This window comes from Angustibacter sp. Root456, from assembly GCF_001426435.1.
GTDB lineage: Bacteria > Actinomycetota > Actinomycetes > Actinomycetales > Angustibacteraceae > Angustibacter.
In genome coordinates, this window is record NZ_LMER01000015.1 from 436584 (window position 1) to 450151 (window position 13568).

The following is a 13568-nucleotide window of genomic DNA, read 5'->3' on the forward strand; positions in this document are numbered from 1 at the left end:
GTGTCAACGGGAGCGCAGCGCCTCTCCCATGCGCTCCAAGGTCTGCACCAGGACGGGCCGCGGCGTCGCGAAGGTGTACCGGACGAAGCCGGTGCCGGCGTCCCCGCACGCGCGGCCGTCGGTGAGGGCCACGCCGGCGTTGTCGAGGAAGAACTGGGCGGGATCGTCGAGGCCGAGCTCTCGGCAGTCCAGCCAGGCGAGGTAGGTGCCTTCCGGCGGCTCGTAGGAGACGCCGGGCAGCAGCGTCGTCACCAGCTCCGAGAGCAGGCCGCGGTTGGCGTCGAGGTACGCGAGCACCTGCCCGAGCCACGGGCCGCCGTCGGTGTAGGCCGCGGTGTTGGCGATGACGCCGAGGTTCGAGGCGCCGTGCTCGGGCAGCATGCCGACCGTCGCCCACTTTTCGGCGTCCGCGTCGTTGGACAGGATCAGCTGCGCGCACTTCAGGCCCGGCAGGTTCCACGCCTTCGACGCCGACGCCGCGGTCAGCGTGTGACCCGCCGCCGCGTCGTTGACCGAGGCGTAGGGCACGTGCCGGTGCCCGGAGAAGACCAGAGGGGCGTGGATCTCGTCGGAGAACACCCTGCCGCCGTGGCGCTCGACGACCTCGCAGATCGCCTCCATCTCCCCTCTGTCGAGCACGCGGCCGACGGGGTTGTGCGGGTTGCACAGGACGAGCAGGTTCCCGCCGGCCCGGAACGCGGCGTCCACGGCGTCGAGGTCGTAGACGTGGCGCCCGCCCTCGAGGAGCAGCGGCACCTGGATGACCTCGCGGCCCATCGCCGGCGGGATCGTCAGGAACGGCATGTACGCGGGCGTCGGCAGGATGACGGCAGAACCCGGAGCGCTGAAGTGCTCGATGGCGGCCTGGAGGCCAGCCAGGACGTCGGGGAGCGGTCGGATGCGCTCGGGCGGGACGTCCCAGCCGTACCTGGTGCGTGACCACTGCGCGTACGCGTCGGACATCTGCGTGCCCAGGGCGCTCGGCAGGTAGCCGAGGAGGCCGGCGTCGACCGCGGCGTGCAGCGCCTCGGTGATCGGCGGCGCCGTGCCGAAGTCCATCTCGGCGACGAAGGCGCCGATCCGGTCCGGGTACATCGACCACTTGACTCCGCCGATCGCGCGCAGGCTCTCGACCGTGATGGCGTCGAACTCGACGTCCTCGCTCATGTCACACCCTTCGTCCCGGCCGGGGGGTCCGGCGCAGTCACGTGGACCCTTGAGCCCACCCTGAGGGACGACGACGACATGCGCGCGCAGGCACACCGGCTCGGCCCAGCAACGCTCGGTCACGAGCTCACGGACTACTCCGAGCGGGCTGCGTTGCGATCGGCCCGGGCGTGGTTGAGCACGAGGGCGGCGGGGAGGGCTCGGTCGACCACGGCCCGAGCGAGGTCGGTCAGCTTGAGGTTGTGATCTCGGGCGTACGTCCTGAGCGCCGCGTAGGCCGCCGCCATGTCGAGATCACCGTTGTACGACAGCACCCCCTTGGCCTGCTCGAGAACGACCCGGCTGTCCAGCGCGGTCTGCAGCTGCTCGTTGACGAGCGTCTTGTCGGCCGCAGCGCGGTCCTGGATCAGGGCGATCGTGGCGACGTCGGCCAGCGCTTGCGCGAGCCGCAGGTCGGACTCGTTCAGCGCGCCTGGCGTGGTGCCGAACAGGTTGAGGGCGCCAACGACGTTGTCGCGCAAGCGCATGGGCACCGCGTGCACGCTCGCCACACCGGCCTGCGCCGCGACGGACGCGAAGTCGGGCCAGCGCGAGGCGACGGCCGCCAGATCCGGGACGTGCACCGGCTGGCCGTCGAGGTAGCAGGTGTGACACGGGCCCTGGGCCCGCTGGGCTTGGAAGGCTTCGAGGTCCGCCACGCGTTCGGAGGACGCGGCAACGACGTGCAGGGCTCCACGCCGGTCCGCGAGCAGCAGCCCGACGGCGCTGACGTCGAGCAGGCTGGCGCACTCTGCGGCCAGGTCGGTGAGCAGCTCGTTGACGTCGCGACCCTGGGCGAGGCTGCCCGCCATCGACACGAAGGCGGCGACGATGTCGTCCTCGCGTGCGGTCATGCCGCACCGTCCGAGTGGCGCCCGGTCGCGGGCCCGTCGTCCTTGCTCAGCACGAGACGGCGGTTCAGGATCTGATGGGCCACCTGGCTGGCGGTGAGGTTGTGGGCGATGGCGTGCGCCCGCAGCCTGACCAGAGCATCCCCGGCAGTGACCTCGAGCGCGGCGACGATCATCCCGGTCGCCTGGTACACCTCGACGCGTTCCAACGACGCCAGCTGGTCGTCACCTGCAGTCCCGTCAGCAGCCCCGCCGGAGTCCAGCACCGACGCCATCAGATCCAGCAGCGGCAGCCCCGCCAGCCCGGCGGCGACGACCCACCCGACAGCTCCCCGTCGTCGAGGGCTCCCTTGGCACGCCGATAGAGGTCGAGCGCGCCGATGGACGTGCTGGCGACAGCGATCGGGAGGGCGAACATGGCGTGGACGCCGTGGTCCAAGACCGCCTGGGTCAGCGCTGGCCAGCGGCGTTCGAGGGGGTCGTCGAGGTCGGGGACCAGCACCGGCGCGCGCAGCGACGCGGCGTCCAGGCACGGGCCTTCACCGTAGGTGAACTGCAGCTCGTCCAACGTGCGGCTCAGCTGGCTGCTGGATCCGAACGTCCCCTGCATCCTCCCGCCCCCGATGAAGGAGATGGAGGCACCATCGACTCCCAGAAGCTGGACGCAGGCAGCGCACAGGCTGTCGGCGGCGGCGAGCGGCGTGGAGGCGTCAGTGACGGCGTCACCGAGCGCGTCTCTGAGCCGTTGCCTGTCCACCCGACCTCCTCGGCACCATGACGGTGCGGACGAGTCCATCCTGCCACCGTTCAGCCGAACGCTCGGGAGTGATTCGCTGGCGCGGGCCGGTCACGGCGACTACCGTCGAGAGCGCACGCGCGGTGCGTGCCCGTCCAGACCTTGCGCGGCGCCGAGAGGCGGCCCATCGGCCTGCCTCCACGCCCCAGGATGGACAGACTGATGCACTCAGCCAGGCACCCTTCCCCACGTTCGGCGGCCTTCGGGTCGCGACCGTGCTGCGCAACGACCCCCCACCCCACGGGGAACCGCAGCGCTGGTGTCGGATGCGATGGTCTGACTGGTGGTCTGACGGACGCGCAGCCGCGGGGCAGACGGTGACTCCCCTGCAGGCTCAGGTGGCGTCGCTTCGCAAGCGCCATTCGCGCGGCGCCTCCCTGCACCTGCGTGCCCTGCTCGACGCCGTGGCAGCCGTGCCACCCGCCGAAGGCGTGGACGCACTGGCCCAGGAGCTGTCGGTCCGGATCGACGCGTCCGAGGTGAGCATGCTGATCGCGGACAACAGCGGGCTCACCCTCGCGCGCCTCGCCCGCCGGACGGCGCCCGGGAAGTCCCGGCCGCTGCGGGCCGCTGGCGAGCAGGTTCTGATTGCCGAGTCTGCGGCCGGCACGGCGCTGGTGACGCAGCAGCCCCAGGTCAGCAGCGACTGTGACGGCGTGTGGGTGCACGTTCCGGTCAGCGAGCGGGGCGAGGCGCTCGGCGTGCTGGAGCTGGCGCTCGCCGACGTCCCCAGCACGGAGATCCTGGACTACCTGAGCCTGGCCGGTCAGGTGCTGGCCTTCGTGGTCATCGCTGACCGGCGGTTCAGCGACCTGTACGAGATCGGGCAGCGCCGCACCCGGCTGACCTTGGAAGCCGAGATCCAACGCCGGCTCCTGCCTGCCTCCTACGCCTGCGAGGGGCCGCAGTTCGCGCTCGCAGGGTGGCTCGTCCCGGCCAACGAAGCCGGCGGGGACACGTTCGACTACATGGTCGACCGCGACCGGTTGCACCTGTCGATCACCGACGCCATGGGCCACGGCGTCCCCGCAGCGCAGCTCGCCACCTTGGCCGTCGGCAGCCTGCGCAACAGCCGCCGGCGTGGCCTCGGGCTCCGCGAGCAGGCACAGGTGGCGAGCGCGCACATCGCCCAGCACGCCGCATCCGACCAGTTCGTGACGGCACTGCTGGGGAGCATCGACCTGCGGACCGGCTTGCTGGAGATGGTGAACGCTGGGCACATGAACCCTCTCCTCGTGAGGGATGGGGGCGTCCGCGAGCTTCCTCTCGCCCCGGGGCTCGTCCTTGGCGTCTTCCCTGACGTGAGGTACGAGGCCCAGCGCGTCCGGCTCCAGCCCGGCGACCGGCTCGCATTCGTCACTGACGGCATGTCGGAGCGCGACGCTGCGGCGGCTGAGATCGAGACGTTGCTCGGCACCCTGTCGCACCTGCACCCTCGCCAGACCGTGCAGGTCCTGACCGGCGCCGTCCTGCACGTGACCGGAGGTGCAGTGCGCGATGACGCGACAGTCCTGATCGTCGACTGGTACGGGGACCAGATCGACCAGTAGGGCTGCGGACGGTCAAGTCGCCCATGGCTCGCGCCGACGGGTTGGTAGGCCTCGGTCTTCCATCCACAGGAGCGCACCATCCCCGCCATGTTGAGCCTTCCCTCCTCGCTGCTCGCGCGCATCCTGATCGGTGTCACGGCCGTGACCGTGCCCGCGGCCGGGGTGGTGACCTACTCGCACCTGCACGGGTCGACGTCGAGCCCGGACGCCGCTACGGCCCCGGAGCGAACACCCGCACCCGCCCCATCTGCCCCCAGCTCCGCGCCGGTCACGCCGGCCGCACCGTCGCCGCTCATCACCCCTGCGGCGCCGCCTGACACTGCCGCGTCCCGCCGCAGCACTGCGCCGTCTCCCCTCAGCGCTGCGTTCTTCGGGCGCAGCACTGCGCCGTCCCCGGCAGTGCCGCGCAGGGTCTCTCTGCCCGTGGACGCCCCACGTGCGGCACCGGTCAAGCTGCCGCCAGCCCCGGTGGTGGCCCCGACGCCGTCTGCGCCCCCGGTACCGCCGGTGGTGGAGCAGCCGCCGGCTCCGTCAGTGCCGGCGTTCTCCGCGGCGGCTGTCCCCTCGGACGTTCACGCCAAGCTCGTCGAGTACGCCTCCAAGGGACTGCTCGCCTACGACGGCAACGACACGTTCAGGCCGGAGCAGATGATCACCCGGATAGATTTCGCGACCGTCCTCGTCGACGTGCTGGACCTGTCGCCCCCGGAGACGGTGACCGGGTCGTACTCCGACGTGCCGACCGAGGCCTTCGCGGGACCGGCGATCGACGCGATGACGAAAGCCGGCCTCATCAAGGGCATCGACGGCAGTCGCTTCGCGCCCGCCGCGACCATCAACCGGTCCGAACTGGCGGTACTGCTGGCGAAGGGACTGAACCTGCCGTCGGCGCCACCGGCGCAGCCCACGTTCACCGACGTCCCCACCGTCAACTACGCCTACGCCGCGATCGAGTCCGTCGCCCAGGCCGGGCTGATGAGTGGTCTGAGCGACGGTGAGTTCCGGCCCGACAAGGCAGTCACCCGTGCGCAGCTCGCCGTCACCCTGGTGCGAGCGCTCTCCCTGCCGGTCGACGACACGGTCACCTCACCGTTTGTCGACGTGCCCGACGACTCCTACAGCAGCCTCTACGTTGTCGCAGCAGTCAGCGCCGGGCTGCTGCGGCCGGTCGACGCGACCCACTTCGACCCCACCGGCGGGGTCAGTCGCGCCGTCGCCGCGCTGCTGTTCACCAAGGGTCTGGGGCTGCCGGTGCCGTCGACCACCAGCTCGCCGTTCGCTGACGTGACGAGCCAGTACTACGCCGGGCAGGCGATCGAGGCAGTGGTGGACGCCGGGTTGATGAAGCCGGCCAGCAGCGACGTGTTCAACCCGGCGACGGTCCTCACGCTGCCGCAGGAATCGACCCTGTTCGACGGTGCGATGAAGTTCGCAGCGGCCGGAATGCCGGCACCCGACCCCGCCCCGTAAGGGGAGGTGCCAGCTCTTCGGGCGCGGGTTCTCACAGCTCGCCACGCCCACGCCTCGGCAGTGGTGCGCTCAGGCCAGCTGCTCGTGACGGACGTTCGCCACCATGGCCCGCACCGCACCCTCGAACCGCTCGCCGCTCTCGCCCGAGACGTGCGCTGCCGCGGCCGCGAGCCCGAGTGACACAGGGTCGGTGCCCGTCCACCGCGGCGACGCGAGCGCGGCGCAGTAGCCGGCGACGAACGCGTCCCCGGCACCCACCGCCACGGCCGCCCGTGACACCGCGCTCCAGGAGCGGCAGAGCTCGCCGTCGACGAGGTGGAGCACGCCGTCCGCGCCCAGGCTGACCACGGGGTCCTCGACACCAGCCGCGCTCATCGCCCGCACCGCTGCGATGCCTTGGGCCCGAACAGGATGCTCGGAGGAGTCCGGCACTAGGGCCGCGGCCTCGTCCTCGTTGGGCTTCGCCATGCGGATCAGGCCGGTCTCCACCACCGCCCTCAGGGCATCGCCCTGGACGTCCGCCACGATGCGCACTCCCCTGCCCGCGAGGCTCCGGGCGGCCTGGGCCCAGATCTGCGACCGGATGGGCGGCGGCGCTGCACCGTTGAAGCTCACCACGTCCCCCGCCTCGACGTCGGCCAGCAACCGGTCGACCAACGCGTCGGCGTCGTCATCCACCGCCGTCGCGAGCCGCGCACCCGTCATGTGGCTGGCCGGAGCGCCGGTGGAGGCCACCGACAAGGTGAGGTTCCGCCGGGTCTCGCCGTCCACGTCGACCAGCACCGGTCGCACGCCGTCCGCCTCGACCAGCCGCGCGAACTCTGGAGCGTCGTCGGCCCCCACGAGCGAGTACGCGGTGGTGGTCACCCCCAGGCACGACGCGACGCGGGCGACGTTGAGCCCCTTGCCTGCGGCCGCGACCGTCCAGCTCAGGACGGAGCCGACCCCTCCGGGGATGACCTCGTCGACGGTCACGTGATGGTCGAACCCCGGGCTCAGGGTCACCGTGCGAAGGGTCATTCCCGCACCTCGGTGATGACGCCGGACAGCACCAGCTCGTCGAGCCGCTGGAGGACGTGCGGCGGCAGGACGTTGGTCAGGAGCGTGAAGGGCTCCTTCCAGTCGGCGATCTTCACGTGCAGGGAGATCCCGGCCTTGGAGCTGTCCGCCACCACGAACGGGGCGCGGGAGTGCTCGAGCACGAAGCGCTTGAAGCCCAGCTCGGCGTCGGAACCCATGGTGATGCCGGTCTCCAGGTCGAAGCCGTTGCCACCCACGAAGCCGAAGTCGATCGGCTTGTCACCGCCGCCGAGCTCGTCCAGCAGCTCCTCGACCTCGCGCCCGACCTTGTCGCCCCAGGTCGTGGCGTGGGTGTTGGGTCGCACCACGCCACCGACCAGGTGCAGGGCGACCAGCGCCGTGTCGTCGGTCCAGCCGAGCGTGGTCATGAACTCGCTGATCACCTGGGCGCTCGTGAGTGAGTTGGTCACGATCGTGATGTCCTCGAGGTCACCCGCCTCGACCGCGGCCAGCATGCTCTCCACGATCGGCAAGGTGGTCGAGCCGCCGTCGACCGCCACGACCGACCCGTCGGTCACCAGCGCAGCGGCGTACCGCGCGATCAGCGCCTTGGCGACCTGGTTGCGCTCGCGCTTGACCGCGATGTTCTCTTCCACCACGAACAGACCCTCGGCGGTCTCGCTGAGACCGGGCGCGCAGCCGTTGGCGCGTGCATCATCGAGCAACGCCTCGAACTGCCGCCTGGTCAGCCCGTCGAAGACGCCCGGCGAGGTCTCCGTCAGGCGCGCCAAGAGGTCACGGCGCGCGATCGGCAGCGCCGGGTTGGGTCGTTGGCAGATGTAGTCGAGCACCGCCACACCGAACGTCGAGAGCATCCGCCGCTGGGCGTCGGCGAGCGCCGAGAAGTCCACCTCCGACGCGTGGACGGTAAAGGCCGGTAGCGCGCCCGGGGTTGCTCCCGGCGGCGGTGGCACTCGCTGCTCGGGCGCCGGCATCCGGCTGAGGATGGGAGCCAGCAAAGGGGCCGGGTCGCGCACGAGCTGGTCGCGCGGGCAGTCGAGCCACTGAGCATGCTGGCGAAGTACGCGAGGCCGTCGGACAGCTCGACGGGCTCCAACCTGACCACGAAGAGCTGTTTGCCGTCCGCCGCAAGTCGCTCCACCTCGCGCAGCACGTGCGGGGACGCGTTGGACTGCTCGCTCAGGACGAGCAGCCCGCAGTCGCAGTCGCGGATCGCGCTGATGATCGCCTCGGGGTAGCTGAGTCCGGCCGGGACGTCCCGGGGGGCCATCCAGACTGAGCGGCCCGACGCCTCCACCTGCTCGCGGACGATGTCCGCGGCCTCACGGTCGGCCGACGAATACGACACGAACATCTTCTGCGCTGTCACGGTCTCTCTCGCCCTTGTCGGTCTGTGTAGCTGGCCCGGAACTGTGCATCGGGGACAACCCACCGGTGCTGAAGCTCGTCTTCGACGACCCAGTCGGTGTGCCGCACCACGGTGGGTCCTTCCTGGGTCTCCACCACCTCGCCGGGCCGGCCCGGTCTGGCCCGCACGGCGCCGGAACGCTCCCACACGTCATCCGCGACGTGCGTGTAGGTGCGCCGCAGGTCGGCGTCGCGGATCGACCACTGCCCGCCGTCCTCGCCGGTGACCAGCCAGTCACCCGCCTCGCCGGACATCTGGTGGCCGGACGCGCTGGTCCAGCTCCAAGGCTGGTCCTGGCGCTTGGCTCGCACCCGGCCGATCCGCCGGAACGGGCGCAGGTCGGTGCCGGTCGGCTCCGGCGAGGCGGCACTCGGATCGGCCACCGGGAACGGGTGGTAGCCCAGGGTGGCGAGCAGCGCGAACGAGTTGCGGACGCCGTCGCGCGCCTTGAGCCGCGCCTCGTCGTCGAGCGACGACCAGTCGAGGAGGTTGGGGTGCCGCAGCCGGTGGTCGCTGCGATCCGGCCCGTACCGCCAGCCGTTGGTGAACAGGTAGTGGCGCCACGCCTCGTGCTCGTGGTGGGCGAGCGCGTCGATCTCGGCGTCGGACAACGGGCTCGCCCCGGTCGACGACGCAGCAGGGCGCGTCCAGGAGCGGCCGGCGTGGTGGGCGATCTTCATGGTCGTGGCGATCTGCCGCAGGTTGCTCTGCCGGTAGAAGTCCGAGAGCTCCGGCCAGGGGCGCCGTCCGGGCGCGGTACCCGTGGGGTCGGGGTCAGCCGCGACGTGCCGCTCGTGCTGACGTCGCGCGATCCGTTCCCAGCCGTCCTCAGGCAGCTTGCCGTCCGCCAGCAACGTCAGCCCGAAGGCGCGCAGGTTGCCCATCAGCGCCTCGTCGGCGATGCCCTGCTCGTCGTCCGTCCACACCAGCACCTGGCACGCAGGCAGCCGGGCGGCCAGCCGCTCGGCCGCGCGCAGCGACGAGGACGACGGCTCCCGCGTGTCCACGACCAGTGGCCGTTCGCAGCCGGCCACGAGCTGTCCCACGACCGTCGCCGACGCCGGAGAGCCCTCGAACCCGGCTCCCGTCGGGCCGGTGAGCCCGACGTTGCCGTACCTGCTCTGGTGCAGCTCGTGGTCGGCCAGGAGCTCGGCCGCCTCCGGGTCGACGACCACGACGTCCAGGGATGAGGGAGCCGAGAACTCCGCCTCCTCGCGTCGATGCTGCGCGAGCTCGTCCAGCAGCGCCAGCGTCAGCGCGGACGAACCGATCAGCACCAGCCGGTCGGCCCGAACGCGCAGCGCGTGGTTGAGCAGCTCGCGGGCGGTCACCTGGAACACGCCGATGGTGTCCGAGAAGACGGCCGGGGCGTCGACCACGTGCCGGCGGCGCCAGTCCTCGGCCTGCCAGGGGTCGTCGATGCGGACGACGAGCCGTGGCACGGTGCCGTCGCGGCCTCCGCGGCCGCGCACCAGCTCGACGATCCGGCTCGCGACCTCGATGTTCGCGCTGCTGCGCTCGCCCAACAGGTAGGCCGCCCGCAGGTTCCGCCCGTCGCGCAGCAGGACGCCCAGCTGCTCGGACGCCGCCGGATCGCCCAGCACGACGAGGGCGCCCAAGGCCCGGGCGCTCGCGATGTTCGGGTGCGCGGGGTCACGTTCGAGCACCACGATGGAGGTACCGAACGGCCGGTGCGCGGCCAACCGCTCGAGCAGGCGGAGCGCGTCGTCACCGATGCCGGTCACCAGGAGCACGGACCGGGCCACCCGCGCCCGCAGCCGATCCCACTGGGCGCGGAACACACTGACCAGGGCCGCGGCCACTCCGAAGGTCGTCGCCAGGGCCGCGATCCTGGCCGTCTGCAACGCCAGCGGCATCGGGGCGGGGCACGACGCTGAGCTGCCGAACGGCTCCATGACGTTGCCGACGAACAGCGCCATGGTCCAGTGCAGCGCGGTCCAGAACGGCGCCTGCCGCCCGGAGCATCCCCAGTAGGCCGCCATCGCGAGCGTCACCGCGAGCAGGCTCAGGGCGGCCCCGGCCACGACGGGGAACGGCCTGACCTGGCGGCGCCGAGGCAGCCAGTAACAGAGGAAGGCGGCGACGCCCAGGGCCGCCAGCAGCAGGATCGTCTCCCAGGCACCGGAGTCGACGTGGCGGCGAAGATCCTGCGGCAACGAGGTCGCCAGCGACGGCCTCAGCGCGACCGCCGCGAGCACGAGCGCCAGGGCTGCGGTCAGGGCGGTGAAGACGGCCAGCAGCACCTGGTCGAAGGCTGCCGGTCGCCGCACCGCCCTCGGCCGCTGCCGGGGAGACGACAGCACCCGGCGTCGATGCCGGCGCCGGGTCAGGGGACTCGGCATACGCGCTCCGTGCGGATCATGCCCCTCGCCTGGCCACGCAAGAGAAGCTCAGCCACGGACGCAGCGCGGGCGCGGTTGCCGACATGCAACGCTTCCTACCAGGTCTGGGCGCGCGCGATGCGGATTGCGCCACGACGCGCTGGCTGTTCGGGGCAGATCGCGCCCGACAACCCGACGGCGCGGCCCTCGCGGTGCTGCTGGCGCTGGCTGCGAAACTGCAGCTGGTCAGCGCTGGTCAGCACCGGACCGACGGCACTCCTCCCACCGTCGACGTCCGCTCGCCTCCTGCCTTGCGGCACGAGCGGAGGAAGCTAGGGGCTACGAAGAGGGGGCGACGACGAACCCTATCGACGTGCCACGCGCCGACGGCCGCACCCGATGAGGGCGCCGAGAGTTGCGCTACGTCCGAGCCACTTTCAACGCTACCTCCCTGCCCCGACCCGAGGCACAGACTCATCTCACCCTCGGGCGGTAGGCACACCAAGGGAGTGCCGGGGGCGAGGGGCAGCTCGGGCTCGAATAGCGAGATCGCGTCGGGGCGCTCCCTGTAGGTGCGCCCGTACGCGACCGTCGAGCCTGAAGCAAGCATCGACTTGAGCTGCCGAAGGCCCGAGACAGGGCCGGCTTGCGCGCTGTCTGCGGTGTAGTGGGTCCGACGCGCTGGGTCATCGCTGCACCGAACCCGTCGCACGCCGCGGCCGCGAAGCGAGCCACGCCATCGCACTCACCCGCAACGGGCGCCGCGACAGCCGACTCGCCACCGCCCTGGCCGCCGCACCCGACTTCCACCTCGCCGAGGCCGCGGCCCGCGCCGTGATCGACGACGTCGTCGACGCCATCCACCACCACTGGGACGAGGCATGCGACCAGGCCCGGCTCACCACCACCGAGCGCGAGGGCCTCTGGCAACGAGAGGTCCTCAACGACTACGTCCTCGAGGGGTACACGGCAAACATCTAGATCCGCACGCGCCCGTCCCTGCGGTTTTCGTCCGCGTCGGGCCGACCCAGATGGCCGACCTTCACCGGGACGGCATCCTGTCCAACGACGAGTTCGCGCTCTTCAAGGCCAAGGCTGCTCGACGGGCTCGGACCAGAGCCGACCGTCGCAGACAGCTCGCCGTCCAGGCTGCGACTCGACGCGACCGAACGCCAACAAGCGGCGAAGTGGGCTGCGTCGGCGTGCTGTCCATCTTGCCGCTTCATAGACAGGACATAACGCACCGCGTTATGCTCGGTGGGTGATCAGGTCGTTCGGCAACAGCATGACCGAACGCCTCTGGTCGAGAGAACGCACCAAGAAGCTCGATCCGCGGATCGAGCGGACCGCCCTGCGGAAGCTTGTCATCGTGGACGCCGCCGAGACCCTCGATGACCTTCGGATCCCGCCGGGCAACCGGCTCGAAGCCCTCCGAGGCGACCGGACCGGTCAACACAGCATTCGCATCAACCAGCAGTGGCGGATCTGCTTCACCTGGACCCCCGCCGGACCCGAGAACGTCGAGATCGTCGACTACCACTGACCAAGGAGGGACACCGATGACGACGACCATTGCGCCGATCCATCCCGGAGAGGTCCTCCTCGAGGACTTCCTCACCCCGCTCGGGGTCACCCAGCACCACCTGGCGATCTCCATCAGCGTCCCGCCGCGCCGAATCAACGAGATCGTCCACGGCAAGCGTCGGGTGACCGCCGACACCGCGCTCCGGCTGGCCCGCTACTTCGGCACCAGCGACCGGTTCTGGCTCAACCTGCAGACCCGATACGACCTTGAGCTCGAGAGGGACCACCTCGGCGCCGCCCTCGAACACATCCGCCCTCTCCAGAGCGCTTGACCACGCGCCCTGCGCGGCGGAATGACGCACTCTCATCGCGGCAGAAGTGGATGGCCGCGGGCGCAAGCCACGCGGCAGATCCGTAAGCCCACGGCGGGGTGCTCAACGCTTTCGGTGGTCTCCCCGAGTGTCCTTATGCGCGTGGCGGCGTTCGGCGCGGCGGCTGCGGAATATGACTTCCAGGATGTTGGCCATCCAGACACCGAAGATTGCGCTGAGCACCCGAATACGCTAACCGCTGTGGATCTCCGTCGGAGACGCCGCGGGGAGGCCGCACGCTACACGGTAGCAGCGGAAACGGGTCGGCCGGAGGCTCCGGTCGTCCGCCAGCCCAGTCAGGGTGGCTGTTGCCATGATGGGCTCGTGACGATGACACCCGCGGAGGCAGAGGCTGCCCTAATGCGGGCCCGCTTGCAGCTGTACGCCTTGCCAGACCTTGCGACTCAGTGGCTACTGAATGGGGTCGACACGCCGGCGCTGCGCGAGCTGGCCGGCCATCCCCGGCGCGACTACGACGGCATCCGCGCACTGTGGACGACGGTTCGCGGCGAGCTCGGCATACCGGAGGGCGTGCCACCGATGGATGGTCGCCTGACTCGCTCCGAACTACAGGAGCTGATTCACGACCTGGATCACCTCGTGAGTGTCTGGCGCCCAGAGTCGGGACTGGACGCTTCGGTTGCTGAGCTCGTGAGCGAACTGTGGTCGGGCGCTGAATGGCGAGGCTGGTCCTGCGATCGAGGGTCTGGATGCTCGGGGAGAAGCGCTCATCGTGAGGTCGTACGCGCTGGTCGACGAGTTCAGTGAGCCACTGCTTACCAACAGGGTCCGCAAGCGGTCCATGGCCGAGCTGGCGGCGATCCTTGCCGACCTGATCCGTCACGTACAGGCTCGGCAGTAGTCGCCCAAGGCGGGGGCGGGGCTACCTCACACGAGGTGTGATGTGTGGATCATCAGATTCGGGCGAGCGTAGCCGCCCGCACAACGGCTACTTGTTTCATTGACGGCAGGACCGGTGCCTGCGCAGGCTCGGTTCAGGTGCCCGGGT

The 13568-nt window shown here is 70.8% G+C and carries 12 protein-coding genes and 1 pseudogene; 5 read left to right on the forward strand and 8 right to left on the reverse strand.

All coding sequences use genetic code 11. The annotated features are described in order from the left end of the window. Nucleotides 1–3: 3 nt before the first annotated feature. The 4 genes from ASD06_RS09840 to ASD06_RS19360 all read right to left on the reverse strand — a co-directional run bounded on the left by ASD06_RS09840 (nucleotide 4) and on the right by ASD06_RS19360 (nucleotide 2814). Entirely contained in the window at nucleotides 4–1167 is a 1164-nt protein-coding gene (locus ASD06_RS09840; protein ID WP_056676315.1) for a MalY/PatB family protein, read from the reverse strand. 134 nt (nucleotides 1168–1301) lie between these two features. Continuing rightward, nucleotides 1302–2060 carry a GAF and ANTAR domain-containing protein gene (locus ASD06_RS09845; protein ID WP_056676318.1) on the reverse strand — a complete coding sequence of 253 codons (759 nt, stop codon included), beginning with the start codon at nucleotides 2058–2060 and terminating at the stop codon, nucleotides 1302–1304. After that, nucleotides 2057–2332: an ANTAR domain-containing protein gene (locus ASD06_RS19355; protein WP_200942000.1), complete on the reverse strand. Its 276-nt coding sequence runs from the start codon at nucleotides 2330–2332 to the stop codon at nucleotides 2057–2059. The genes ASD06_RS09845 and ASD06_RS19355 overlap by 4 nt, the downstream gene beginning before the upstream one ends. Next, nucleotides 2332–2814, reverse strand: a complete 483-nt coding sequence (locus tag ASD06_RS19360) for a GAF domain-containing protein (RefSeq protein ID WP_200942001.1) — start codon at nucleotides 2812–2814, stop codon at nucleotides 2332–2334. Before ASD06_RS19360 ends, ASD06_RS19355 begins: the two co-directional genes overlap by 1 nt. 356 nt (nucleotides 2815–3170) lie before the next feature. On the opposite strand from ASD06_RS19360, the gene ASD06_RS09855 reads away from it, so the two are divergent. Together ASD06_RS09855 and ASD06_RS09860 are read left to right on the forward strand one after the other, a co-directional pair. Continuing rightward, a complete protein-coding gene (locus ASD06_RS09855; protein ID WP_200942002.1) occupies nucleotides 3171–4403 on the forward strand; it encodes a PP2C family protein-serine/threonine phosphatase in 1233 nt (410 codons plus the stop codon). 423 nt (nucleotides 4404–4826) lie between these two features. Further along, the gene (locus ASD06_RS09860) at nucleotides 4827–5873 is read left to right on the forward strand and encodes an S-layer homology domain-containing protein (protein ID WP_162248062.1); all 1047 of its coding nucleotides are present in this window, start codon (nucleotides 4827–4829) and stop codon (nucleotides 5871–5873) included. A gap of 69 nt (nucleotides 5874–5942) precedes the next feature. Here ASD06_RS09860 and ASD06_RS09865 read toward each other — a convergent pair whose 3' ends face one another. The 4 genes and pseudogenes from ASD06_RS09865 to ASD06_RS09880 all read right to left on the reverse strand — a co-directional run bounded on the left by ASD06_RS09865 (nucleotide 5943) and on the right by ASD06_RS09880 (nucleotide 10685). Further along, complete coding sequence (locus ASD06_RS09865) at nucleotides 5943–6893, reverse strand: PfkB family carbohydrate kinase (RefSeq protein WP_056676330.1); 951 nt, start codon at nucleotides 6891–6893, stop codon at nucleotides 5943–5945. Continuing rightward, nucleotides 6890–7804 carry a DeoR/GlpR family DNA-binding transcription regulator gene (locus ASD06_RS09870; RefSeq protein WP_056676333.1) on the reverse strand — a complete coding sequence of 305 codons (915 nt, stop codon included), beginning with the start codon at nucleotides 7802–7804 and terminating at the stop codon, nucleotides 6890–6892. The genes ASD06_RS09865 and ASD06_RS09870 overlap by 4 nt, the downstream gene beginning before the upstream one ends. A 209-nt stretch (nucleotides 7805–8013) precedes the next feature. Continuing rightward, a pseudogene (locus ASD06_RS20005) lies at nucleotides 8014–8268 on the reverse strand (toll/interleukin-1 receptor domain-containing protein); the annotation flags it as partial. 11 nt (nucleotides 8269–8279) lie between these two features. Further along, a complete protein-coding gene (locus tag ASD06_RS09880; protein WP_082537892.1) occupies nucleotides 8280–10685 on the reverse strand; it encodes a RyR domain-containing protein in 2406 nt (801 codons plus the stop codon). A gap of 813 nt (nucleotides 10686–11498) precedes the next feature. Between ASD06_RS09880 and ASD06_RS18870 the strand changes: the two genes are divergently transcribed. The 3 genes from ASD06_RS18870 (at nucleotide 11499) to ASD06_RS09890 (ending at nucleotide 12520) form a co-directional block, all read left to right on the forward strand. Next, entirely contained in the window at nucleotides 11499–11645 is a 147-nt protein-coding gene (locus ASD06_RS18870; RefSeq protein WP_157371619.1) for a hypothetical protein, read from the forward strand. Between the two features lie 280 nt (nucleotides 11646–11925). Next, nucleotides 11926–12207, forward strand: coding sequence for a type II toxin-antitoxin system RelE/ParE family toxin (locus tag ASD06_RS09885; RefSeq protein WP_056676344.1), 282 nt, complete (start codon nucleotides 11926–11928; stop codon nucleotides 12205–12207). 16 nt (nucleotides 12208–12223) lie between these two features. Continuing rightward, complete coding sequence (locus ASD06_RS09890; protein ID WP_056676347.1) at nucleotides 12224–12520, forward strand: HigA family addiction module antitoxin; 297 nt, start codon at nucleotides 12224–12226, stop codon at nucleotides 12518–12520. Nucleotides 12521–13568: the final 1048 nt, after the last annotated feature.

What these genes read in the sequence shown, in the direction of transcription:
- ASD06_RS09840 (WP_056676315.1), bottom strand. Translation starts at nt 1,167, where the DNA reads ATGAGCGAGGACGTCGAGTTCGACGCCATCACGGTCGAGAGCCTGCGC.
- ASD06_RS09845 (WP_056676318.1), bottom strand. Translation starts at nt 2,060, where the DNA reads ATGACCGCACGCGAGGACGACATCGTCGCCGCCTTCGTGTCGATGGCG.
- ASD06_RS19355 (WP_200942000.1), bottom strand. Translation starts at nt 2,332, where the DNA reads ATGGCGTCGGTGCTGGACTCCGGCGGGGCTGCTGACGGGACTGCAGGT.
- ASD06_RS09865 (WP_056676330.1), bottom strand. Translation starts at nt 6,893, where the DNA reads ATGACCCTTCGCACGGTGACCCTGAGCCCGGGGTTCGACCATCACGTG.
- ASD06_RS09880 (WP_082537892.1), bottom strand. Translation starts at nt 10,685, where the DNA reads ATGCCGAGTCCCCTGACCCGGCGCCGGCATCGACGCCGGGTGCTGTCG.
- ASD06_RS09890 (WP_056676347.1), top strand. Translation starts at nt 12,224, where the DNA reads ATGACGACGACCATTGCGCCGATCCATCCCGGAGAGGTCCTCCTCGAG.